Source organism: Pedococcus sp. P2_E5 (assembly GCF_056403895.1).
The window spans coordinates 53,318-74,605 of record NZ_JBFUEP010000016.1; the positions used below are offsets into that span (position 1 = coordinate 53,318).

Consider the following 21,288-nt stretch of genomic DNA (forward strand, 5'->3'; position numbering starts at 1 on the left):
CACACGGCTCAGCACACGAGGGTGGGGGCATGGACGACTCCCACACAGAGGCGGGCACGATTCGGCGCGACCTGGGTGCAGGTGCAGGGCGCGCCGTTGCCGTCGTCGGCTACGACGAGTCTCCCGAGGCGACCAACGCGCTGCGCTGGGCCGCATCGCAGGCCGATGCCCGCGGGTTGCAGCTCAGGGTTGTGTATGCCGCGAACCCTCCCGCTCTCCTGCCTTGGGCATCCGGGAACATGTTGCCGAGCACGTCGGCCATGCAACACAGGGCGGCCAAGGTGGCGCGGCGGGGGGCAGACCTTGTCTGCCGGGACCATCCCCACTTGGCGGTCCACAGCCAGGGCGCGGTCGGCAGCCCGGCAGCTGAGCTAGTGATGCACTCGGAGTCGGCGGCCTTCGTGGTCGTGGGACGACGCAAGCAGACCGGCCCTGTGGAGAGCCTGGGTTCGGTCTCCTTCGCGTTGAGCGCCCACGCGCGGTGCCCGGTCGTGGTCGTGCAGGGGGTCGAGCCGCGACCTTTGGGCCCTGATCACCCGGTTGTCGTGGGAGTCGACTCGTCGCGGGCGTCGTTGCGCGCCCTCGAGTTCGGGGCCTCGATGGCATACGCCACCAGTGCGGACCTCGTTGTCGTCTCCGCTTGGTCGAGCCCGGAGCACGAGCCGTGGATGGGAGACCTCTGGGCGGATCCCGCTCGGGCCGCGGACCGCCTGGCCGCCGAGTACGAGGGGGCAGCGGCGTGTGTCAGGGAGGCGGTCTCGCAGGCGAACGAACGACACCCCCACGTCGTGACCATTCCTCGGACGCCGGAAGGTCGACCCGCCGAAGCGCTGCTCGCTGAGTCAGCGAATGCGGGGCTCCTCGTCGTCGGCTCGCGGGGCCATGGCGGGTTCGCGGGACTGATGTTGGGCTCCGTGAGTCGAGCCATCCTGCGGCAGGCGGACCTTCCGGTCGCCGTGATGCGCGACGGTTCGCTGTAGATGGGGCCTACGCTGGTGAACGACGAGGAGGGACTGACGACGGTGATTCGTGTCTACTTGCTGGACGACCACGAGGTGGTCCGTCGCGGCCTTCGGGAGCTGCTCGAGGTCGAGGAGGACATCGAGGTGGTGGGTGAGTCGGCCAGCGCAGGCGAAGCCACTCGACGTATCCCCGCCCTGCGACCCCACGTCATGGTCCTCGACGCTCGCCTGCCTGACGGGTCCGGCATCGACGTGTGTCGCGACGTGCGATCCATCGACCCGTCGGTGGCAGGAATCATCCTGACGTCCTATGACGACGACAACGCCCTGAGGTCGGCCGTTCTGGCCGGAGCGGTGGGTTACCTGCTCAAGGACATCAAGGGCAACGACCTGGTGGCGTCCATCCGTCGAGTCGCGGCGGGGGAGACCCTGTTGGACAGCGCCGTGGTGACCCGGCTGCGTGCCCAGTGGGGTCACGACGTCGAAGATCCCCGACTGACCGGCCTCTCCCCACAGGAGCGTCGGATCCTCCAGCACATCGCCGAGGGTCTCACCAACCGACAGATCGGCGAGACGATGTCCCTGGCCGAGAAGACCGTGAAGAACTACGTGACGTCGGTCTTGGCCAAAATGGGCCTGGAAAGCCGGACCCAGGCGGCCGTCTACGTCGCCAGCCAGGCGTCTCGCGCGGGGGGACCGACGCCCCAGGGCCACTCGTCGTCGGTGTGAGCAGGCGTCAACCCGGGGGATCGAGCCCCCACCGCACCACGGTGCGCAGACTCCGGGACCAAATGCCCCTGTGACGTCGAGGCAGGACCGTCATGCTGGCGTGGAGCCGGTCACGACCATCGTGGGCCGGCAGCGAGGGTGGTGGTACTCCATGCCAGAGCAGACGCCCAGGTCCATCGTTGTCGGTTGTGATGGTTCCTGGCACAGCCACCGGGCCGTCTGCACCGCGACCCGCGAAGCAGTGCGGCGGGATGAGGAGCTCATCATCCTGGCTGTCCCGGTCCCGAGCGAGCTGCGATCCGACCGCCTCGGAGAGATGGCTCGCAGCGAGCAGGATGCCGTCTCCACGGCCGCAGTAACGGCGGGCAGGGGCCTGGACTGGGCTCGTGAGACCGACCCCGCAGTGCGTGCTCGTGCCCTCGTCCTCCCGCTGGACGCACCAGACTTGGCCGCCCTGTTGACCGCCACCGAACTGCTCGTGCTCGGCGGGCACGGCAGGGGCGGCCAACGCGCCTTCTCCCTGGGGTCGACGAGCCTGCAGCTCGCTCATGCCGCGGCCGCGCCGCTGTTGCTGGCAGCGCCCGACGGACCTGTGAGCAGCGACGCAGAACATGCCGTCGTCGTGGTAGGTCTCGATGCCCAGTCGTGGTCACGTAACGCTTTCGCCTATGCGATGAAGGAGGCAGTCAGGCGCGAAGCAGCCCTCGTGGTTGTGTGGGCGGTCCTCCCGCGACAGCCGCGCGTCGGGGCTGCCGTCGCCCGGGCGACGCAGGACTGCGCGACGGCCCTCGAGGACGTGCCGGCGGCTCTGACGAAGCTCACGGTCCTGGTCACCGTGGCGCCGGTGTTTGAGGCGTTGTTGCAGGCATGCCCACCAACCTCATTGCTTGTCCTCGGCAACCGGGGTTCGGGCAGGGTGCAGGGTCCAGTTCCGGGCTCCCTCACCCAGAGGATCATCGAGGCTGCTGCCTGCGATGTCCTCCTGGTGCCTGCGCAGGCGCGTGACGACAGGCTCGTGGCCGGGGTGGCTGCGGTGGCGGGACCCGTCTGAGACAAGGGGACGCCGGGACCTATGACCCTGTGGCTCGCATCGCCMACGCTGCAACGCTGGCCCTAGGACGCCAACAGCAACCCTTGGAGGACACAATGGGCACCGAGGTCTCACGCCGCCCCGTCGTCGTCGGCTACGACAGTTTCGGAACGGGTAGCGCCGCATTCGACTGGGCACGTGAGGAGGCGGCGCGCCTCGACGCACCCCTTCACATGGTCGTCGCCCGCGGGGTCATCTACAACGCCGCACCCGGCTTCGGGGCCGCGACACCGTGGCCGGCTGACCTCACCGGGGAGCTCGTTTCCGAGGCCCGCAGCTTTGCTGCCGCGCACGCACCGGGAGCAACCGTGACCGTCGACTCCGCGCTCGGTTCCCCTGCCGGAACCCTCGTGGAGGCATCTCGAAGCGCCGACCTCGTGGTCGTGGGCCGCCGCCACCACACCGCGATCGGTGAAGCCATCGCCGGCTCGACCTCCGCCCAGGTGGTGGCGCATGCCGCCTGCCCGGTCGTCGTGGTCGACCGTGAGTTCGGCTGCTCGAACACCGATCCCATCGTCGTGGCGGTCGACGGGTCGCCGGCCAACGATGCGGTCGTCGGCTTCGCCTTCGAGCGGGCCTCTGCCCTCCGGGCTCCGCTGACTGCGGTGCACGCCTGGTGGGTCGACACCCCTGACCGGATTGGCGTCCCCTGGCTCAGCGAGGACCAGATCGACCAGGTGCGCACCGGGGCGCAGCAGCTGCTCGATCACGCGCTCAGCGGGTGGGTGGAGAAGTACCCGGACGTGGACGTCCACAGGGTCTGCGCCCGCCAGACGCCCGTCGAGGCCGTGGTCGCGGCTGCCGACGGAGCCCAGCTCATCGTCGTCGGCAGCCGGGGACACGGCGGTTTTGCCGGCCTGATGCTCGGCTCGGTGAGCCAGGGCCTGCTCCACCACGACCGCCCTTGCCCACTGGCTGTCGTGCACACCCAGAAGTAGGAGGACACGATGGCCACCGACGTCCCCACCGACCACAGCGGTCTGCGGGTCATGGGCACCGATGAGTGCCTCGAGCGAATCCGCTCAGTACCCGTCGGGAGAGTCGCGTTCACCCGTGACGGCGAGATTGTGATGCTGCCGGTCCATCATGTCGTGCGCGGCATGGATGTCTACTTCCGCACCAGCGGGGGTTCCAAGATCGAGGCCGCAGCCGACCACGACCCCATGGGCTTCGAGGTGGACGGCTACGACGCGGCGGTTGCCACGGGCTGGAGCGTCACCGTGTCGGGCACGGCCTCCGTGGTGGACGACGACGCGCTCGCGGCGGAGCTCGACGGGTTGAACGACGGGTCCTGGCAGGTCGGCGACGCCGCCGTTGCCGTATGGATCCGGGTCAGGTCAGACCAGATCTCCGGCCGCGAGGTGCTCGCCCACTAGCCGCAGGTGGCTGTCCGCGTCCACCGAGAGGGCAGTGCACGTGAGCAGGAGGTCGCAAGGGGGTGCCTCGAGCAAGGCATCGAGACGATCCTCGGACGCCCGGTCGGGGGCGTGCACGCCCAGGACCAGGACGTCCTCGCTGTCCACGTGGTCGCGCAGTGCCTCCAGGACTGAACGACGCGTGACCACGACTCGGGTACCCACGGGTGGGGCTGTGGGCGGCCCGGCGACGGCAAGCATGCCCAACCACCGGTGTTCCAGGCTGTGTTCCCGGCCGGCCAGGGCGGCGGGCTGGGCATGGACGAGGATGAGCGGGCGGTGGCGGAGCTCGGCCTCGCGGCGAGCCACCGCCAGAAGGTCCCCGGCGTCCGGGACGTCGGGGACACCGACCACGACGGCTGGGTCGCGCGTCCGTGAGCGCACGCCGCCGTCGCCCCCGGCGACCACGTAGACGTCGGCCTGTCGCGTGAGCGACCAGCAGTCCGGCGACGCCCTGGTCCCGCAGCGCAGGGACCCGGCATCGGTGACCACGAGGCAAGCCCGCGCCGTCTCCGCCAGCAGGGAGGCCGGCATACCCCCGCTCTGTGGCTCGTCCGCGACCACGGTCCACCTGGCTGTCACGCCGAGGCTTTGCGCAGCGGCGCGCCACGACGACCACTGGGGCACGGGAGGGGCGGGTGACACGACGTGCAGGTGGGCACCGCGCGCGGCCGCCTCGGCCGTGGCCCTCGCCATCACCCGGACGGACGGGTCGGTCGGCACCCACGCCACCACGCGAGTCGCCTTCATCGCTCCTACCCCATCTCGCGGTCGGGGTCCTGGCTCCACGGCCCGAGCTGCACGCTGCGGACCCCGGGCACGGTGGACGCTGTCCCGATGGCCGCCTCCGCCAGGTCATGTGGCGGGGGAGCGACAGTCACGTGTCCTGACCGAACAACCGCGACCCACTCCGGGTGCCCTGCCGCCGCGAAGGCGGCGTGCACGGCGAGGCTGAGAGCCGCATCCGGGACCGACAAGGAGCGCAGGATGTCGCTTCGGCTCACCACGCCCACCAGCCGCCCGTCCTCGACGACGGGCATGCTCTTCCAGCCGGTGTCGGCCAGTGTCAGTGCCACCTCTGCGCAGTCTGCCTGCCTCGTGACGCACACCGGGTCCACCGTCATGACCTCGTCGACGATCCGGTCGTGGGAGACGGTCTCCTCGGTGGGTCGAAGGTGGGCCCGAGGGTCAAGCGGAAGGGGCTCCCGCAGGACGTCTGCCTCGGAGACCACCCCCACGACGCGCCGTTCATCGTCCACCACGGGTAGAGCGCTGATGCCCGCACTCCCGAGCAGCCTGATGGCGTCAGACAGGGGCGCGCCACGGCGAACGCTCAGGGCCGGCGCGGTCATGACGTCAGAGACCAACATCGTCCATCCCTTCGTTGTCGATATGCCCAGCCTGCGGCAGTCGCGCCGCGACGCACAGGGCCCTTGGTCCCGCGCGGGACCAAGGGCCCTGTGCGTCCTGTCCCCCCGACGCGAGGCTTGGTGCGAAAGGCACGTTGACGAGAGGCGAGGACATGGTGAGGCACACAGGGCCCAGAGGTGCGGTCGTCGTGGGCACGGACGGCTCGGAGCAGTCGTTGGTCGCGCTCGACTGGGCGGTCGAGACAGCACGGCTCGAAGGACGCGGGGTGCACCTGATCCATGCGCACGGACGGCGCACCGACCGGGACCGTGCCAGCGCCATCATCGAGTCGGCGAAGGAACGGGTACTCACCCTGGATCCCACGATGCGGGTGACGACGGAGGTGGTGGACGGTTCCGGGGAGTCGGCTCTCATCGGCGCGTCGCGGTCAGCTGCCATCGTCTGCGTCGGATCCCACGGGAAGTCCGGCTTTCGTCCCGGGTCGCTCGGGTCTACCGCACTGTCCGTGGCCGCGTCGTCATGCTGCCCGGTTGCGGTGATCCGCACGCCGGAAACGGCTGACCAGCCCCGCCGCGTCGTGGTTGGTGTCGACGAACGCTCCGGTTCCCACGACGCGATCGGGTTTGCTTTTGCGCAGGCTGACCTGCGTGGTGTTCGCCTCACCGCCGTACATGCCTGGCACGCCAATGACCGCATCGGGCTCAGTGGCGCGCTCACACCGGCCGACAGGTGGCAGACCCTGATCGGGAACGAGGAGGCGGCGATGGCAGAGTCCTTGGCCGGATGGAGCGAGAAGTATCCAGACGTGCAGGTCAGTCGGGTGTCGATCCGTCGACCACCTCCAGCCGCGGTGCTGACCGCGGCCGCTGACGCTGTGCTCATCGTGTTGGGGTCCCGCCACCCACGGCCCCGCCCCGACTTCATCGGCTCACCCACGGTCCGGCGGGTGCTCCAGAATGCGGCGTGCCCTGTTGTGGTCGTGCCAGAGGCCACGGCCTGAGCGTTGGCCTCTCTATGGCCGCAGTGAGCCGCTTCGTGCCTGGCTGCCCGATGGCTCCGTCAAGGTCCCCAGGGCCGGCTGCTCGGCGAGGCCGAGAACAGCGGCGTCCTCCCAGAGTTCGGGGCGCACCGACGGGTGGGCCGCATGCTCGATCAAGTGTCTGGCCTGGGCTTGGGCGTCCCATCCCATGATCTCGGCGGTTCCCTGCTCGGTGATGACGGCCGAGTGCTGGAACGAGGTCACTGGTCCTTCGAGCAGGCCCACGATGGCAGAGGCGTCGGCGCGCGGATGCCACGAGCGCAGGGCCATCAAGGCCTGCCCGCCGGGGGAGCTCATCGCGCCGACCACGAAGTCGCACTGCCCTCTGAAACCCGAGTAGAGCCGCGATCCGATGTGGCTCCCGTTGGCCTGGTCGAAGAGGTCGACCGCCAGCGCAGTGTTGATGCTCGTCATCCGGGGATTGGCGGCAATGAGTCCGGGGTCGTTCACGGTCTCGGTGCGCAGCATCTGGATGCGCGGGTTCTCGTGCAGCCAAGCCATCAGTCGCGGGCTCCCCGCGGCGAAGGAGGCCACGACGTCGCGGTCGCGGTCGAGTGCGCCGGCACGGTCCAGTTCCAGTACTCCATCCGAAACCATCTCGCTCCACACCCCGAGGCGGCGACGAGTGGCCAATCGGGGGACGACGGCATCGGGGATTGCGCCGATCCCCAGCTGGAGGGTCGACCCTGACTCGACCCGGGCTGCGACCTGCGCGCCGATGCTCACGATGTCCGACTGCATGCGTGAGGCCGTGGGTTGAGTACGCGGGGGCGCGGGGGCGGTCACGAGGGCATCGAGCTCGTCGCCGTGCAGCTCGGCGTCGCCGTGGGTGAACGGTATGTCGTCTCGCGACTCGCCGAGCACAACCCCGCCGGCCGCACGGCACGTCGTCATCGCCGCTGGCAGGATGTTGACCTCCGCTCCCAACGACCACCGACCTGAGACCGGTGCCGACACGGTCACGAGTACGACGTCCGGCACGAATCGCGTGGCCAGGAGCGTCGGGACGTGGGACAGGCGCGCGGGGAGGTAGGAGAGTCCTGAGGTGTTGCGCATCCCGGTGCCGACGAAGGGGGTCACGTGAGTGACCCCCGGTCGCGTGGGTATGCCGGAAGGTGCATTGAGCATGAACAGCTCGAACCGTTCTACGCAGTCGTCGAGCAGCTGGAGCAGCGTCCACGGAGCAGCGGCGTTCCCGCTGGCCACGATGCGCAGCGGGCGATCGCACGTCTGCGCCAGGCGGCCAAGGAGGCCTGCCACCGGCCTGCGGTTCGACGAGATCACGCCCGTCTCGCGCCCCCGACGACCGGGAATCGTCGGCCGGTGACGGAGTCGGGGACAACGCGAAGGAGGTGCGGCTTTGACCCACGAGCCCAGGGCAACAGCGGCAGGCTCATCACCTCGATCGCCTCGTCCACGTCGTGGACCTCGACGGCTCGGCCCTTGAGGACCACGCTCCAGGCCTCCCCGGCATCGAGGTCGTAGCCGTCGACCTCGAAGGCCACCCGTCGCTTGCGCGCCGCCTCGTGCTTGGTGCCCCCCGCCGTGCGGATGACCACCGTGCCATGGTCGACGGCGTAGTTGACGGGGAAGATCTCGGGTGCGCCGTCGTAGATGACGGCCAAACGGCCCACGATGCCCTCACGAAGCAGTGCCCACGACTCCGCTGGGGTGGTTTCGCGGAGAGCTTGGGATTCAGGCCCTGGTGTCGACGACCCCTGGTTGGTGTCCATGACACATATCGTGGGCCGAACCAGGTGGAGGCCACAGAGTCCAAGGTCCCTTTCAGGTGCCTGTGGTCACCGCGACACTGAACTCATGACATCGTCGGCGGAGGGAATCCCCGAGGCCCGCGAGTCTGCCATGGCGCACCTCTCACCAGCCGCTCCATGGGGCGCCGGGGCGGAGGTGCGGGAGACACACTCAGCGGTGGTCCTCCTGTGCGGCGACCGTGCCTACAAGGTCAAGAAGCCCGTGGACCTCGGCTTCCTCGACTTCAGTACACCGGCTAGGCGCAGTGCGGCCTGCCACCGGGAACTCRCCCTGAACGGTCGGATGACGCCCGACGTCTACCTGGAGGTGCTCGACGTCGCCGATGGCCTGGGCAAGGCTCGGGACAGCATTCTGGTGATGCGGCGGATGCCCGACGAGCGCCGCCTCGCGACCTTGGTCCGAGAGGGCAGCGACGTCTCGGCCCCGCTGCGCCAGCTGGCCAAGCAGATTGCCGGCTTCCACGCGACAGCCAGGTCGAACGCCGAGATCAGCACTGCGGGAAGCCCGCTCGCCCTTGCGGAACGGTGGCGGTCCAACATCGCCGGTTTGCGCGCACTGGCTCCGTGCCGGGTGTCGGACGAGGTCATCGACGAGGTCGACGCCCTGTCGTCTGCCTACATCACTGGACGCACAGCCCTGCTCGAGGAGCGGGTACGAGCGGGCTGGATCCGCGACGGCCACGGCGACCTCCTGGCCGACGACATCTTCTTGGTCCCCGAGGGGCCTCGCGTGCTGGACTGCCTGGACTTCGACGACCGCCTGCGCTGGATGGATGTCGTGGACGACGTCGCCAGCCTGGTGATGGACCTCGAACGGCTGGGGGCCCGAGAGGTCGGCGAGCGGCTGGTGCGCGACTACCACGAGTTCTCCGGCGCAGTCGAACCGGCGTCGCTGTCCAACCACTACGTGGCGTATCGAGCCGTGATGCGCTCCATGGTGGCGGCTATTCGTGAGAGCACGACGTCGGACAGGGTCAGGGACGAGGCCGCGCTCGAAGCGAAGGCGCTCGCAGGCTTGGGACTGCGTCACCTGCGTACCGGACTGCCACGCCTGGTCCTGGTGGGGGGAGCACCTGCTGCCGGCAAGTCAACAGTGGGAGAGCAGCTGTGCTCGAGGCTTCGGGCAGCAGTGCTGTCCGCCGACCGGACCCGGAAGGAACTCGCGGGTCTGGACCCGGAGGACCACCACCCGGAAGGCTTCGGGCAGGGCATCTACTCCGCTGCCCACACGGCCGCCGTGTACCAGGCGCTTGCGTCCAAGGCGAGGTACATCGTCGCCCATGATGAGACCGTTGTCCTCGACGCTTCGTTCTCCACGGTCGACCAGCGAGAGCTGTTCCGCCGCATCGCGACTGACCTCCACACCCCACTCGTCGAGCTGGAGTGCACTGCTTCGAGCCAGGTCCTCGCCTCCCGGTTGCTGGAGCGAGGTCGCGTCCCGAATCGATACAGCGATGCCGACCTCTCTGTGGGGGCGAGGCTCGCGGCCGAACGCGAGTCCTGGCCATCTGCGGTGCGGATCAGCACGTCCGCCACTGTCGACGAGAGCGTCMACCGCGCGCTGGAGACCATCGAGGCGGCCTGGCAACAGGTGCTTTGACCAGCAGTGCTTCGACCGTGTCCTGGGCTCTTGACCGCGTCCAGGGCTTCGGGACGGACCGGCTGGCCGTCAGCTGGACGTGGCGTTCCTGGAGGCAAGGCAGGAGCCGCCCACGGCGCGACCCCACTCCAGCGACGCGTCGCTCTCACCAGCGACCAGCGGACCCTGCATGCCTTCGACGTAGAAGGTCCTGGGGTCCACGACGACACTCACGCCGAGGCGCCGGAGCTTCCTTGTTGCCGCGGCGGCGGCGGAACCGGGGAGCCGCGGATGGGCCACCTTGGTGTCGAACGCCGCGGCGACGAGGCCAGGGTGGCCGGCCGAACGACCGTCGCGCCGGAGGCAACCCAGCCAGTCGCGGAGTCCCGACTCCGATGGGTGGCTGCCTGCGGGCGCCTGCTGCCGAGCGCTGTCGCGAGTGTTCTCGCGGCTGAGGCCGAAGGCATGGGTCGGCGCACCGACCACCAACAGGGCGACGTCATCGGGAATGGGGCAGGGTGCGTTTCCGCACTCGGTGAGGTCGACCTCGAAGTCGCGCGAGAGCGCGAGTGCCACGACCTCGGCCACCGCCCTGGTGTTTCCGAACATGGACTCGAAGACCACCAAGGCGCGTGGCCGAGCTTCGGTGCGGGGACCGCCGACTGAGGGCATGGGATTCAACTTCCTTCGAGGCGGGGTTGCCTGGCCGCCGGATGGGGCAGCACCAACGAGGACCGGCACGCGCCGTGGTGGCATCGCGCCGGTCCTCGTCGACGAGGTCGCATCGGACCTACTTGAGGACAGGGTGGCGGCGGACGAGCGCCAGCCGTTCCCACCACCGGCCGAGGCCGAGCGTGCGGCCTGCTCCTGCCGTTGCGAGCAGGACCAGCACGAGGGCGTAGACGAGGTGGTCGTCCATGAACGGGTTGTTCTCGGGCGGGAGCGCTGCACTCCACATCATGACGAGCATGGCCGCGCCCGATGCTGCCGCGACGCGCATACCGATGCCCAGGATCAGCGCCAGCCCGATGCCGGCCAGACCCAGCATGAACAGCCAGTTGGCCCAGGAGTCACCGGCAAAGCTCTGGTAGAAGTCTGCCAGCGGCCCTTTGGTCCCGAACTTGAGGAAGCCCAGGGTCGGGGAACCTTCGTGGATCCAGGCTGCTGGCCCGAAGGCGTCGACGACATCGGTCTCGGGGTTGCGCCCGGTGGAGAAGCCGAGGGCGAGCAACTTGTCGAGGAACGCCCACAGGAACACCCAGCCGAGAGATAGGCGGGTGACTGCGGCGACATAGCGAAAAGCCCTGTTGCCAGCGGCTTCCGGGGCCACCTCGTGGGTGGTCTGCGCCTCGCCGACGTGATGACGGTGGCGAAGGGTGGTGCTCATGGCGATGCCTCCTTGGTCTGTGACAGTGACTTTGTGCTGGCAAGTCCACCTTCCTGCGGGCGAGGGGGACCGGACAGGGACGAAGGGCCCGCCTTTGGGGACCGGCGACCGGGACCTGCGACGGGGACTTGCTGCTGCCTCGCCCGGCCCGTCATGAGTCAGGACCAAGGCCCCGGGTCGGTAGGCCCCCCGCACCGCAAAGTTGGAGGACAGGCTCGAAACCCCGCCAAGGAGAGGAACCTGATGCTGCGCACCAGCCCGGTGGTGGTCGGCTACGACGGCTCAGGGCGCGCCCTGGCGGCCTTGACCTGGGCTGCCCGCGAGGCGGCCGAGCGTGGCCTGGAGCTCCGGATCGTCCAGGTCACGCCGTATGCCGGCACCATGTCGCCGCGTCGTCCGTCCGCCCAAGAGGATCGCCCCAACCAAAATCAGGTCCTTGACGACGGGATCCGGCTGGCCCGCAGACTCATGGGTGACGCGCCGATGACGGCAACGTGCATCGCCGGGCACCCGGCCGGTGTCCTGGCCGGGGAGTCAGAGCATGCTGCCTTGGTGGTCGTCGGGCAGCGCAGCCAGGATGCGCCTGTCTCCAGCGCCGTCGGCTCCACCTCGATGGTCCTGGCGGACAAGGCGCACTGCCCTGTCGTCGTCGCCCGGGGAGCCGTGGGGCCTGAGCGTTGTGTGCTACCGGTCGCGGTGGGTGTGACCGGCGACCCGAGCTCGCGGACGGCCCTCGACTTCGCGGCATACACGGCCCAGATCCGAGGCGTCCCCCTGACGGTGGTGGTGGCCTGGTCGCTGCCGCCGGCCCGAGAGTGGCCGCACGGGACTCACGGCTTCGACACTCCCGCGCAGCGGGTGCGCGATGTGTTGGCGCGGGCTGCCGCTGTGGCCGGCGCCAGCGAGGACCATCTCCGCCGGCACTACCCGGCCGTGGCGATCCAGACCCGGGTCGAGCGCGCGGACGCGGCGACGGCGCTGGAGCGCGCCTCGCGCCGCGCGGGGCTGCTGGTGCTCGGGGCCCGGGAGGATTCCGATTCGAGCTCCGGCGCAGGGGCATTGGGGCAGGGGTGGGGTCAGGTCGTGCGGGATGCCCTGGGTCGAGCCGCCTGCCCGGTGGCCGTGGTTCCATCAGTTAGCTGAGCTTCGGACCCGCACCATGGCGAACGTGCGAAACGCTCGGTGGGTCTGGGTATCACGTCGAGTGAGCGAGCGACGGGTCCATCGGCATCGAAGGAACGACGACGACGGGACAGCGCGAGTGGTGAAGCGCACCAGCGCTCACCGATCCCAACAGCAGTCCGGTGAAACCACCCCTGCCTCGCGTTCCCACGACGAGCAACTGGGCATCGCCGGAGGCCTCCTCCAGAACGGCGGTGGTCTCGCCTCGGGTGAACTCCGAACGGACCTCGACGTCGGGGAACCTTTCCCGCCAACCAGCCAACATCTCACTCATGGTGAGGCGTTGGGAATCGGCGACGGCCTGCCACCCGTCATCAATGGCGATCCCCGACGAAAGGGGACCCGGTTCTTCCCACCACCACGCGTGCAACGCCACCAGCGGTGCATGCCGAGCTGATGCTTCGGCAAACGCCCAGTCCAGCGCGGGACGCGAGTGCTCATCGTCATCGACGCCAACCACCAGCGGTGGGGCGTCCCCTCCGCGTGTCTCGGTGGCCGTCGAGGCGTCGGGGACGACCATGACGGGACACTGCGCGTGGCTCGCCACCTTCCCCGTCGTCGCCCCGAGCACGACGCTGCCAACCCTCCCGAGTCGACCAGCACCCATGACGACCAGCGAGGCCGTTCGACTGGCTGCGACGAGGGCGGCGGACTGGTCGTCGACGACAGTCGTCGCGCCGACGTCCACGTCAGGGCCGAGGGCCCGCGCGCGCTCGAGGCAGGTCGCAGTGATGGCGCGCTGCCGGTCCAGGCGTTCGGGGGTCCAAGGGACGATTCCGACGGTGGTGGCGTGAAGGACGTGCAGCGGCCGCCGGTGACGGCGTGCCTGGGCGATGGCAGCCCGCAGTGACTGCTCGTCGCTGTCGCTGCCCTCCACCCCGACGACGACGGCACCACGCTGGATCGTGGCCTCGGTCATGACTCCTCCTGTGTGGTCCTTCACCTGCATCGACGGTGCTGGATGCCGGGGCACTGCTTCAGAGGCGCTCACGCACCGGCGGTACAGGGAGGTGGAACTCGTGCCGTTCCGACTTCCCGGGACGGTCGTCCTGGGCGACCCCGGACGAGGGGAGAACCACGACTGGGCAGTGGGCGTGCTGCAGGACCGCTTGGGACGCCGACCCCAGGACCAGGCCCTTGACCGGTCCGCGTCCTCGGCGGCCCAGCACGAGCAGGGCAGCGTTCTCGCTCTGGCGTACGAGCTCCGCCACGGGGTGGCCCCGGACGACGTGTCGTCGGACTTCGACCGTGGGGAACTCCTCGGCATACCCCGCCAAGGCCTCCGCGACCACGGCGCGTTCCTGCTCGTCGGCCTCTTGCCAGTCGACGGACCATGCGAGGGCGGCCGCCGTGTCGTCGAGGTCGACGTCCCAGGTGTGCACGACCGTGAGTCCTGTCCTGCGACGGGCGGCGGCCTCGAAAGCGAACCGGAGGGCAGCTGCAGCATCCGGGGAGCCGTCGACGCCGACCACTACCCGCAGGTCGGACAGTGACCGGCTGACGGCCTCACGGATCACGACAACCKGGCACTGGGCGCGGGACGTCACGTAGGCCGAGACCGATCCCATGAGCAGCCCGCGGACCTTCCCGAGCCCGCGAGCGCCCATCACCACCAGGTCCGCAGTGCTCGACGCGTCGACGAGTGCAGCCCCGGGGTCGTCCGCCACGGACGTGCCTTTCACGACCAGGGTGGGGTGGGCGTCGCGGGCGCGCTCCACGGCCAGCGCGCAGTGTGCCTGCGCGGCCGCACGGAGGGCGTCAGCCGGTTGCGCTGGTGACGGCTCGCCGGGTCCTGCGGACCGAACAGCGGGGTAGTCCGGCGAGTACGCCTGGAGCACCTCCAACGGGGCGCCGCGCAGGCTCGCCTCCGCCGCGGCCCAGTCGAGTGCCAGTGCTGCGTGGGGCGAGCCGTCGACGCCGACGACGACCGGTCGATGGCTTTCGGGGCGGGTTGTCATGACATCTCCCTGGTGTGTGGACGTGGTCCACCCAGAATCCGCACGCAGTGCAGTCCGGCACAGGGCACTTGGTCCCGTGCCGCCGGGGGCTGCCACCCCCAACCGCGCATCAGACGGAACGGGCGCGGAGGAGTCGGGTGAACGCGTGGGCTGCGGCGCCTGCCGCGGCGACCACCAGCCAGGTCGAGGTGCCGACCGACACGGTGCCCAGAAGCTCTCGGATCGGCGCGAGCAGGGTGGCCGATACGAGCATGCCACCCGCCACGAGCACGAGCGGCAGCAACGGGTCGGAGAGCACTTCCCGTACCCCGCCTGTCCGTCGGGGTGTGCGCAGGCCCCACGCCACCCCCAGCTGGCTGGCCCCCAGTGTCAGCAGGGCTGCAGTCTGCAGCGCAGCCGGTGGACTGAGTGCCATCGCGGCCAGGCCGGCACTGGCCAGGAAGAGGGCGATGAGGAGGGTGCGCCAACCCAGTCCTCGTGACAGTGGCCCTTCTCCCGGGCTGCGAGGGCCCTTGCCCAGCGCCGACGGGTCGGCCGGCTGGGCAGCGAGGCCGGCACCGGCAAAGCTGTGCGTGAGCAGGTTCAACCAGAGAATCTGTGCCGGCAGGAGTGGGAGGGGGGTGCCGAGGAGCGGCCCGAGCAGCATGATGAAAACCTCCGAACCGCCGCCGGACAGCCCATAGGTGAGGAAGCGCCGGATGTTGGCGTAGACCCTGCGGCCCTCGTCGATCGCGACGACCACGGTGCCCAGTTCGTCGTCGGTCAGGACGAGGTCCGCCGCTTGTCGAGCGACTTCTGTGCCCCGGATCCCCATCACCACTCCGATGTCCGCCTGCCGCAGGGCGGGTGCGTCGTTGACCCCGTCCCCGGTCWTGGCGACCACGTGGCCGGCAGCTTGGAAGGCGCGCACGAGGGCATGCTTGTCGCCGGGCGTGGCGCGCGCCACGACGCCCGCCTGCTCTGCGAGGCGCTCGTCCACGATGGTGGCCCCGTCCGCGAGACTCGTCGCCGATCGACCGTCGCCGATGCCCACCTGGTCGGCGATCGCGCTGGCTGTCGAAGGGTGGTCACCAGTCACCAGGACCACCCGGATGCCGGCACGTCGACACGCGGCGATGGTGTCGCGAGAGGTCTCGCGCACCGGGTCCTCGAGTCCCACGAGGCCCACCAGCCGCGGTCCAGATTCAGTGGTCTGATCCGGGTCACGGTGCTCGGCAACGGCGATGACGCGCATACCGTGTCCGGCCCACGTCTCCGACTGGCGGCGTGCCAGCTGGAGCACCGAGTCCGAGTCCTGCAGCCAGCCCGGGGCAAGCATCGCCTCAGGGGCTCCCTTGTGCCAGGTCACCAGGGTCCCCTCGGGCGTGCGGTGGCTGGTGCTCATCCGCTTGCGGACGCTGTCGAACGGGACCTCGTCGATGCGGGGGTACGCCGATCTCAGGGCCGCCACGTCGACGTCCGATGCCGCGACCGTTCTAAGGAGCGCCTCCTCGGTGGGGTCTGCATGGGCACGCCCGGTCTCGGTGTCGAGCGCGGCGTCGCTGCACAGTGCGAGCCCGACGACCAGCAGTTCGTCGGCCACGTCCGGAGCGAGCCACGTCTCGCGCACCGTCATGCTTCCGCGGGTCAGGGTTCCCGTCTTGTCCGTCGCCAGCAGGGTGACCGAGCCCAGCGTCTCCACTGCAGCCAGGTCTCGCACCACCGCATGACGGGAGGCCATCCGCCGCGCCGCCAGCGCAAGGCTCACGGTCACGACCAGTGGCAGGGACTCGGGTACCGCCGCGACGACGAGGGCGACCGTGGTCAACACCATCGCCTCGAGGGGCTCATGTCGCAGAAGACCCAGCACCAGGACGACACAGCTGAGGGCGATGGAGGCAAGGGCGAGCTGGGCGGAGAGCTTGGCCATCCGTCGCTGGAGGGGTGTGGCGGGCGGTGCCCCCACCATCAGCGCCGCGATGCGGCCGACCGAGCTCTCCGCGCCGGTGGCCACGACCCGTGCCAGACCCCGACCGTGGACGACCACGGTCCCGGAGGACAACTGCGGTGAAGGTCCAGCCCCACCGGCAGGGTCGTCCGCGACGACACCGGTGGGCGCGATGTCCGGGCCGGGATCCGGGCCGGGCTCCCTGTCGACCGGCATCGCCTCCCCGGTGACGGTCGACTCGTCCACCTGGACCCTCGTGCCCTCCACGAGCACGGCGTCGGCCGGCACCAGGTCACCCTGCCGGAGCCGCACGAGGTCGCCGGGGACCACCTCTGCCACTGGAACCTGCGCCAGCTGGCCCGACCGCACCACCCACGCATGACTGGACACCATCGCGGACAACGCTTCCACGGCCCGGGCAGCCTGAACCTCCTGCCGGACACCGATCGTGGAGTTGACCACGATGACGAGGGCGATCACCGCGGCATCCCTGATGTCACCCGTCAGGAGGGTCAGCGCCAGGGCGCACAGGAGCACGACGACCAGCGGGTCCCGAAGGCTCCGCAGGACGCGGCGCACGAGCCCCGGGGGCGGAGACCCGGGCAGGACGTTCGCCCCCGCCCGGGCAAGCCGGACGGCCGCCTCGATCGTGGACAGTCCTTCGAGGACGGGTCCGGCCACGGCGCGTCCGTCGTGGCCGGCCGCGGCGCATCCGGTCGCCATCTCCGGGAAGGCACCAGTCGTGGACGACGAGGAGCTGGGCACCAGCGTCCTCCCGGTCCTCAGCGCGCCCGGAGGTTCACGTCGTGCTCGCCCGTGATCCCCTCGATGTCGTCAGCTGCCGTCTCGAGAAGCTGGTCGGCAAGCCGCCGGAGCGCGCGCGCCACCGCGACCTCGTCGCCGATCTCGGGGACCACCCGGTCGCGCTCACCGCGGTGGCTGTGCCCGTGGGCGCTGAGGTGGATCGGTGAGTCTGCGAGCAGCACCGCAGTGGCCTCGGCGTCGTCGTCGGAGCCGAAGACGGACACCCGTACCTGCCAGTCCCGGACACGGGGATGTGACCCTGTCCCGGGTTCCTTGCGCTGCTGGGGGGTCGGGGGCACAGGGCTGGCGGTGGGATCCGACGTTATCCGCAAGACCGAACCAGGTCCCGGATACAACAGGCCCTCGTGGCCGTCGCTCCAGCGCACCAGGAAGGGTGGCTGGCCGTCGTCCCCGCGGGTCTCGAGAACCTCGCCGTCCCGCAGCGGGCCGTCGATGGTCGGTGCAGCGAGAATGATGCGATCGCCGGGCTTGGCTCTCATGGCTCTCCTCCCGTGGTGGTGGGCCCCTCAAGACTCCCCTCACCGGGCGTCGGAGGAGAGGGCCCAAGGTCCCGGTGTCCGGGCAACGCCGACGGCCCGCCGATGGTCGTGGGAGCGAGGGGACCATCGCCCCTGTCGCCGGCACGCCGTGGGTGGAACGGTGCAGGGAAGGTGTGGCCCGGCGGCCACGACCGTGCGAAGGGGCAGGCCATGAGCGGAAGCGCACCGACAGGTCCGAGGGGAGAAAGCCTTCCCACTCATATGCCGGCCTGGGAGGTCACGGGCGCCTGGGGCCAGCGTGCCCGCATCCGGTTGTCCGAGCGGCCCGTCCCGGTGCCGGCCCGCGACGAGGTGCTTGTCCGCGTGCAGGCCTGCGGGGTGTGCCGGACCGACCTCCACGTCGCCGACGGCGACCTCCCTGTGCACCGGCCCGGCGTGATCCCGGGGCACGAGGTGGTCGGGACGGTCGTCGCAGTCGGTGTCGACGTCCAGCGGTTCCACGTCGGGGAACGCGCAGGGATCGCCTGGCTCCGCGGCACGTGCGGGGACTGTCGATGGTGTCGGAACGGGGCCGAGAACCTGTGTCTGCGGTCCACCTTCACGGGGTGGGACGCCGACGGTGGTTACGCGACGCATGCCGTCGTCCCGGCGGCATACGCCTATCACGTGCCGCGCAGTCTGGACCCCCTCCAGACGGCACCCCTGCTGTGCGCCGGGATCATCGGCTTCCGCGCACTGCGACGCACAGGGCTGCCGCGGGGCGGGCGGCTCGGCATCTACGGCTTCGGCGCGAGCGCCCACATCACCGCCCAGATCGCGATCCGGCAGTGGGCAGAGGTCCATGTCATGACGCGCGGCGAGCGCGCCCGCCAGCTCGCGCTCGAGCTCGGCGCCATGTCAGCAGGGGCGGCTGACGCCTCGCCGCCGGTTCCTCTTGACGCGGCGATTCTCTTCGCCCCAGCCGGAGAGCTCGTGCCGGTCGGACTCGAGGCCCTCGAGCGCGGCGGGACCCTGGTGCTCGCCGGGATCCACCTCAGCGACATCCCGGCCCTGGACTACCAGCGGCACTTGTTCTACGAGAGGCACCTGACCTCGGTCACGGCAAACACCCGCGACGACGGGGACGAGCTGCTGCGACTCGCCACGGTTCTGGGGCTGTCGGCCCACGTCACCAGCTACCCGTTCGGCGACGCGGACCGGGCCCTGGATGACGTGGCGTCAGGCAGGCTGACAGGAGTCGCAGTCCTCGACATGCGCTGAACGACGCCGTGGCGCCGCGTCCACGTGGTCGCCGTCCCGGACTCGTGTGGTGACGACCCGAGCGGACACGGTATGCCGGTAGGTGACCGGCCGGCATACCGCGTCCGCCTTGGGGGCGCATCACGCCGTCTGGCGGTGAGCGCCACTTTGTGCGCCCGTTGTCGAGCCCCAGGCTTGCTAGTCGGCGAGGACACGCTCGCCCAGCCGCGGCACGACGACGGCACAGTCGAACGCCTCCCGGACGCGGGCGGCGAGGGCGGCACTGGCGTCGGGTTCCCCGTGGACGAGGTACACGGTCGCCGGCGGCGTGGGTATCTCCTGCAGCCAACCGACCAGCTCTTCGGCGTCGGCGTGAACGGAGAACTCGTCGTCCGCGACGACCTCGGCGCGCACCCTGACGTACTGCCCCATGATCTTGACCTCGTGGGCACCTTCCATGAGGTCTCGGCCCCGGGTGCCGACCGCCTGGTATCCCGTCAGGATCACCGAGTTGCGCGGGTGGGGGAGGAGGTTGCGCAGGTGGTGGACCACGCGTCCTCCGGTGGCCATCCCCGAGGCGGACACGATGATGCACGGCCGTCCGGGGTTGTTGAGCGCCTTGGACTCGTCGGCGGTCCGTGCAGCCCTCAGGTCGTGGATGACCGAGAGCTCACCGAGTCCCGTGCCGGCCAGCTCCGTGGCCGCCTCGGGCTGGTTGTAGACCTCGAGTGCGCGCAGGGCCATCGGACTGTCGACATACACCGGAACGTCGGGGATCGATCCCGCCGCGCGCAGTCGCGCCAGGGCGAGCAGAACGAGCTCGGTGCGGTCGACGGCGAATGCCGGGATGACGACCGAGCCGCCGCGGCCGATGGTGCGTCGGATGGTCGCCGCGAGGACGGCATGAGACCCGTCACCCCGAGGGTGGCTGCGGTTCCCGTAGGTGGACTCGATGACCACGGTCCGCGCTGCGGGTGGGGTGGAACGAGGGCGCAGGAGGGGATGTGAGGGGCGGCCCAGGTCCCCTGAGAACAAGATGCTGCTGCCACCAACCTCCACCAGGGCGGTGGCAGAGCCGAGGATGTGACCTGCTCGGCCGAAGGTCACCGAGCCGCCGGAAGTGACTGTGAACGGTATGTCATAGGGCTGGGGACGGAACTGGTCGATCGCCCTCTCCGCGTCGGCCAGGGTGTAGAGGGGGAGAGGAGGGTCGTGACGGGACCACCCGCCCGTCGCCGCGTGGAGGGCGTCCTCCTCCTGCAAGTGGGCGCTGTCGCGCAAGACGATTGCGCCGAGCTGAGCGGTTCCGTCTGTGACCCAGACCGGGCCCCCATATCCGCTACGAACCAAAGCCGGTAGGTAGCCACAGTGGTCGAGGTGGGCATGCGTCACCACGACGTCGGCGAGGGTGCTTGCCGCCCACTGTGGGGGTTCCCAGTTGAGCCTGCGCCAGCTTCGATCCCCCTGGTACAGACCGCAATCCACCATCAGGCTTGAGTGTCCGTCCTCAACCAGGAACTTGCTGCCGGTGACAGTCCCGGCCGCACCGAGGAACGAGAGGGTGGTGGTCATGGCGCTCTCCTGTTTTGTCTGTACGACTCACCGTGTGCCGGGGTCGTCCGGTCCATTGGGGCGGACTGCGGCGCGCCCCGCCTCCAGGCGAGCGACCGGCACGCGTGGTGGTGAGCAGGAGACGTAGTCGAGCCCGAACTGCGCGAAGAGCGATTCGGCCACCGCCCCGGTCTCGAGGAACTGGCGGCAGGCCTCGGTCGTGATCGTGAAGCCGGGCGGTACCGGCAGCCCGAGCCTGGTCATCTCCGCCAGGTTGGCACCCTTGCCCCCGAGGAGGTCGACCATCGAGGCGTCGCCGCGAGCAAAGGGAACCACGAGAGGGGTCGTCACGCTGCCCATGCTCGACGGCCTCCCGTCCGCCGAGAAGGGACCTTCGGCCCGTGCCTGCGCTGGTGTTGGTGGCGATGACCGCTCGCCAGGACCTGCGCACCACGGTCAGCCGCGCACGACCATAACGGGACACGATGCGTCGTGGATGACGGTGTGACTCACCGAGCCGAGCAGCAAACCCGCGAACCCGCCGTGCCCTCGCGTCCCGACGACGATGAGCCCAGCGTGAGCACTGAGCGGGCTGAGAACGTGTCCCGCGCTCCCATAGAGGACCTCGGTCTCGATGGGCAGGTTCGCGAACGTTTCCTGCGCTCGGCGAGCAGCGCGCCGGACCGTCTGCTCCGCGTCGGCGCGCACTGCCTTCGTGTGCTCCGTTCCGGCCCTGGCGCTCTCGACGAAGGCCTGAGCATCGGGCGAGAAAGAGCCGTGAGC

21 protein-coding genes and 1 pseudogene are annotated in these 21,288 nt (G+C 70.0%); 9 read left to right on the top strand and 13 right to left on the bottom strand.

All coding sequences use genetic code 11. From position 1 onward, the window contains the following. The first annotated feature begins 29 nt into the window (after positions 1–29). The 5 genes from AC1DVZ_RS07330 to AC1DVZ_RS07350 all read left to right on the top strand — a co-directional run bounded on the left by AC1DVZ_RS07330 (position 30) and on the right by AC1DVZ_RS07350 (position 4,157). The gene (locus AC1DVZ_RS07330; RefSeq protein WP_477617526.1) at positions 30–980 is read left to right on the top strand and encodes a universal stress protein; all 951 of its coding nucleotides are present in this window, start codon (positions 30–32) and stop codon (positions 978–980) included. Continuing rightward, entirely contained in the window at positions 981–1,691 is a 711-nt protein-coding gene (locus tag AC1DVZ_RS07335) for a response regulator (RefSeq protein ID WP_477617527.1), read from the top strand. Positions 1,692–1,842: 151 nt separating this feature from the next. Then, complete coding sequence (locus AC1DVZ_RS07340; RefSeq protein ID WP_477617528.1) at positions 1,843–2,742, top strand: universal stress protein; 900 nt, start codon at positions 1,843–1,845, stop codon at positions 2,740–2,742. A gap of 95 nt (positions 2,743–2,837) precedes the next feature. Then, positions 2,838–3,719, top strand: a complete 882-nt coding sequence (locus tag AC1DVZ_RS07345; protein WP_477617529.1) for a universal stress protein — start codon at positions 2,838–2,840, stop codon at positions 3,717–3,719. A 9-nt stretch (positions 3,720–3,728) separates the two neighbouring features. After that, on the top strand, positions 3,729–4,157 hold the full coding sequence (locus AC1DVZ_RS07350) for a pyridoxamine 5'-phosphate oxidase family protein (protein ID WP_477617530.1): 429 nt from the start codon (positions 3,729–3,731) through the stop codon (positions 4,155–4,157). Here the strand turns inward: AC1DVZ_RS07350 and AC1DVZ_RS07355 are convergent. Then, positions 4,119–4,946, bottom strand: coding sequence for a hypothetical protein (locus AC1DVZ_RS07355; protein WP_477617531.1), 828 nt, complete (start codon positions 4,944–4,946; stop codon positions 4,119–4,121). The genes AC1DVZ_RS07350 and AC1DVZ_RS07355 overlap by 39 nt on opposite strands. 5 nt (positions 4,947–4,951) lie before the next feature. After that, complete coding sequence (locus tag AC1DVZ_RS07360; protein WP_477617532.1) at positions 4,952–5,566, bottom strand: CBS domain-containing protein; 615 nt, start codon at positions 5,564–5,566, stop codon at positions 4,952–4,954. A gap of 188 nt (positions 5,567–5,754) precedes the next feature. On the opposite strand from AC1DVZ_RS07360, the gene AC1DVZ_RS07365 reads away from it, so the two are divergent. Then, complete coding sequence (locus AC1DVZ_RS07365) at positions 5,755–6,567, top strand: universal stress protein (protein WP_477617533.1); 813 nt, start codon at positions 5,755–5,757, stop codon at positions 6,565–6,567. Between the two features lie 12 nt (positions 6,568–6,579). Here the strand turns inward: AC1DVZ_RS07365 and AC1DVZ_RS07370 are convergent, their stop codons facing one another. Together AC1DVZ_RS07370 and AC1DVZ_RS07375 are read right to left on the bottom strand one after the other, a co-directional pair. Continuing rightward, positions 6,580–7,812, bottom strand: coding sequence for an acetyl-CoA hydrolase/transferase C-terminal domain-containing protein (locus AC1DVZ_RS07370; RefSeq protein WP_477617534.1), 1,233 nt, complete (start codon positions 7,810–7,812; stop codon positions 6,580–6,582). A gap of 74 nt (positions 7,813–7,886) precedes the next feature. After that, positions 7,887–8,339 (bottom strand): pyridoxamine 5'-phosphate oxidase family protein, encoded by a 453-nt coding sequence (locus tag AC1DVZ_RS07375; protein ID WP_477617535.1) that lies wholly within the window; start codon positions 8,337–8,339, stop codon positions 7,887–7,889. An 85-nt stretch (positions 8,340–8,424) separates the two neighbouring features. Here AC1DVZ_RS07375 and AC1DVZ_RS07380 point away from each other — a divergent pair, with 85 nt between their 5' ends. Beyond that, a complete protein-coding gene (locus AC1DVZ_RS07380) occupies positions 8,425–9,978 on the top strand; it encodes a bifunctional aminoglycoside phosphotransferase/ATP-binding protein (RefSeq protein WP_477617536.1) in 1,554 nt (517 codons plus the stop codon). 69 nt (positions 9,979–10,047) lie between these two features. Here the strand turns inward: AC1DVZ_RS07380 and AC1DVZ_RS07385 are convergent, their stop codons facing one another. After that, on the bottom strand, positions 10,048–10,629 hold the full coding sequence (locus AC1DVZ_RS07385) for a flavodoxin family protein (RefSeq protein WP_477617537.1): 582 nt from the start codon (positions 10,627–10,629) through the stop codon (positions 10,048–10,050). A gap of 118 nt (positions 10,630–10,747) precedes the next feature. Beyond that, entirely contained in the window at positions 10,748–11,344 is a 597-nt protein-coding gene (locus tag AC1DVZ_RS07390; protein ID WP_477617538.1) for a hypothetical protein, read from the bottom strand. A gap of 243 nt (positions 11,345–11,587) precedes the next feature. Between AC1DVZ_RS07390 and AC1DVZ_RS07395 the strand changes: the two genes are divergently transcribed. After that, entirely contained in the window at positions 11,588–12,487 is a 900-nt protein-coding gene (locus tag AC1DVZ_RS07395; RefSeq protein WP_477617539.1) for a universal stress protein, read from the top strand. A gap of 52 nt (positions 12,488–12,539) precedes the next feature. Here AC1DVZ_RS07395 and AC1DVZ_RS07400 read toward each other — a convergent pair whose 3' ends face one another. The 4 genes from AC1DVZ_RS07400 to AC1DVZ_RS07415 all read right to left on the bottom strand — a co-directional run bounded on the left by AC1DVZ_RS07400 (position 12,540) and on the right by AC1DVZ_RS07415 (position 17,715). After that, complete coding sequence (locus tag AC1DVZ_RS07400) at positions 12,540–13,445, bottom strand: universal stress protein (RefSeq protein ID WP_477617540.1); 906 nt, start codon at positions 13,443–13,445, stop codon at positions 12,540–12,542. A 58-nt stretch (positions 13,446–13,503) separates the two neighbouring features. Continuing rightward, positions 13,504–14,484 carry a universal stress protein gene (locus tag AC1DVZ_RS07405; RefSeq protein ID WP_477617541.1) on the bottom strand — a complete coding sequence of 327 codons (981 nt, stop codon included), beginning with the start codon at positions 14,482–14,484 and terminating at the stop codon, positions 13,504–13,506. A 109-nt stretch (positions 14,485–14,593) separates the two neighbouring features. Continuing rightward, positions 14,594–17,176, bottom strand: a complete 2,583-nt coding sequence (locus AC1DVZ_RS07410; RefSeq protein ID WP_477617542.1) for a cation-translocating P-type ATPase — start codon at positions 17,174–17,176, stop codon at positions 14,594–14,596. A 17-nt stretch (positions 17,177–17,193) separates the two neighbouring features. Then, positions 17,194–17,715 carry a dsRBD fold-containing protein gene (locus AC1DVZ_RS07415; protein WP_477617543.1) on the bottom strand — a complete coding sequence of 174 codons (522 nt, stop codon included), beginning with the start codon at positions 17,713–17,715 and terminating at the stop codon, positions 17,194–17,196. Positions 17,716–17,925: 210 nt separating this feature from the next. On the opposite strand from AC1DVZ_RS07415, the gene AC1DVZ_RS07420 reads away from it, so the two are divergent. Next, the gene (locus tag AC1DVZ_RS07420; protein WP_477617544.1) at positions 17,926–18,975 is read left to right on the top strand and encodes a zinc-dependent alcohol dehydrogenase family protein; all 1,050 of its coding nucleotides are present in this window, start codon (positions 17,926–17,928) and stop codon (positions 18,973–18,975) included. 177 nt (positions 18,976–19,152) lie between these two features. Here AC1DVZ_RS07420 and AC1DVZ_RS07425 read toward each other — a convergent pair whose 3' ends face one another. The 3 genes and pseudogenes from AC1DVZ_RS07425 to AC1DVZ_RS07435 all read right to left on the bottom strand — a co-directional run. Further along, positions 19,153–20,526: an MBL fold metallo-hydrolase RNA specificity domain-containing protein gene (locus tag AC1DVZ_RS07425; RefSeq protein WP_477617545.1), complete on the bottom strand. Its 1,374-nt coding sequence runs from the start codon at positions 20,524–20,526 to the stop codon at positions 19,153–19,155. A gap of 147 nt (positions 20,527–20,673) precedes the next feature. Continuing rightward, positions 20,674–20,811: pseudogene (locus AC1DVZ_RS07430) on the bottom strand (PEP/pyruvate-binding domain-containing protein); the annotation flags it as partial. 150 nt (positions 20,812–20,961) lie between these two features. Beyond that, a partial coding sequence (locus tag AC1DVZ_RS07435) for a universal stress protein (protein ID WP_477617546.1) occupies positions 20,962–21,288 on the bottom strand: 327 nt, incomplete at its 5' end.

Coding starts and splice junctions, on each gene's coding strand:
- AC1DVZ_RS07330 (WP_477617526.1), top strand. CDS start 30: ATGGACGACTCCCACACAGAGGCGGGCACGATTCGGCGCGACCTGGGT.
- AC1DVZ_RS07335 (WP_477617527.1), top strand. CDS start 981: ATGGGGCCTACGCTGGTGAACGACGAGGAGGGACTGACGACGGTGATT.
- AC1DVZ_RS07340 (WP_477617528.1), top strand. CDS start 1,843: ATGCCAGAGCAGACGCCCAGGTCCATCGTTGTCGGTTGTGATGGTTCC.
- AC1DVZ_RS07345 (WP_477617529.1), top strand. CDS start 2,838: ATGGGCACCGAGGTCTCACGCCGCCCCGTCGTCGTCGGCTACGACAGT.
- AC1DVZ_RS07350 (WP_477617530.1), top strand. CDS start 3,729: ATGGCCACCGACGTCCCCACCGACCACAGCGGTCTGCGGGTCATGGGC.
- AC1DVZ_RS07355 (WP_477617531.1), bottom strand. CDS start 4,946: ATGAAGGCGACTCGCGTGGTGGCGTGGGTGCCGACCGACCCGTCCGTC.
- AC1DVZ_RS07360 (WP_477617532.1), bottom strand. CDS start 5,566: ATGTTGGTCTCTGACGTCATGACCGCGCCGGCCCTGAGCGTTCGCCGT.
- AC1DVZ_RS07375 (WP_477617535.1), bottom strand. CDS start 8,339: ATGGACACCAACCAGGGGTCGTCGACACCAGGGCCTGAATCCCAAGCT.
- AC1DVZ_RS07385 (WP_477617537.1), bottom strand. CDS start 10,629: ATGCCCTCAGTCGGCGGTCCCCGCACCGAAGCTCGGCCACGCGCCTTG.
- AC1DVZ_RS07390 (WP_477617538.1), bottom strand. CDS start 11,344: ATGAGCACCACCCTTCGCCACCGTCATCACGTCGGCGAGGCGCAGACC.
- AC1DVZ_RS07395 (WP_477617539.1), top strand. CDS start 11,588: ATGCTGCGCACCAGCCCGGTGGTGGTCGGCTACGACGGCTCAGGGCGC.
- AC1DVZ_RS07400 (WP_477617540.1), bottom strand. CDS start 13,445: ATGACCGAGGCCACGATCCAGCGTGGTGCCGTCGTCGTCGGGGTGGAG.
- AC1DVZ_RS07415 (WP_477617543.1), bottom strand. CDS start 17,715: ATGAGAGCCAAGCCCGGCGATCGCATCATTCTCGCTGCACCGACCATC.
- AC1DVZ_RS07420 (WP_477617544.1), top strand. CDS start 17,926: ATGAGCGGAAGCGCACCGACAGGTCCGAGGGGAGAAAGCCTTCCCACT.
- AC1DVZ_RS07425 (WP_477617545.1), bottom strand. CDS start 20,526: ATGACCACCACCCTCTCGTTCCTCGGTGCGGCCGGGACTGTCACCGGC.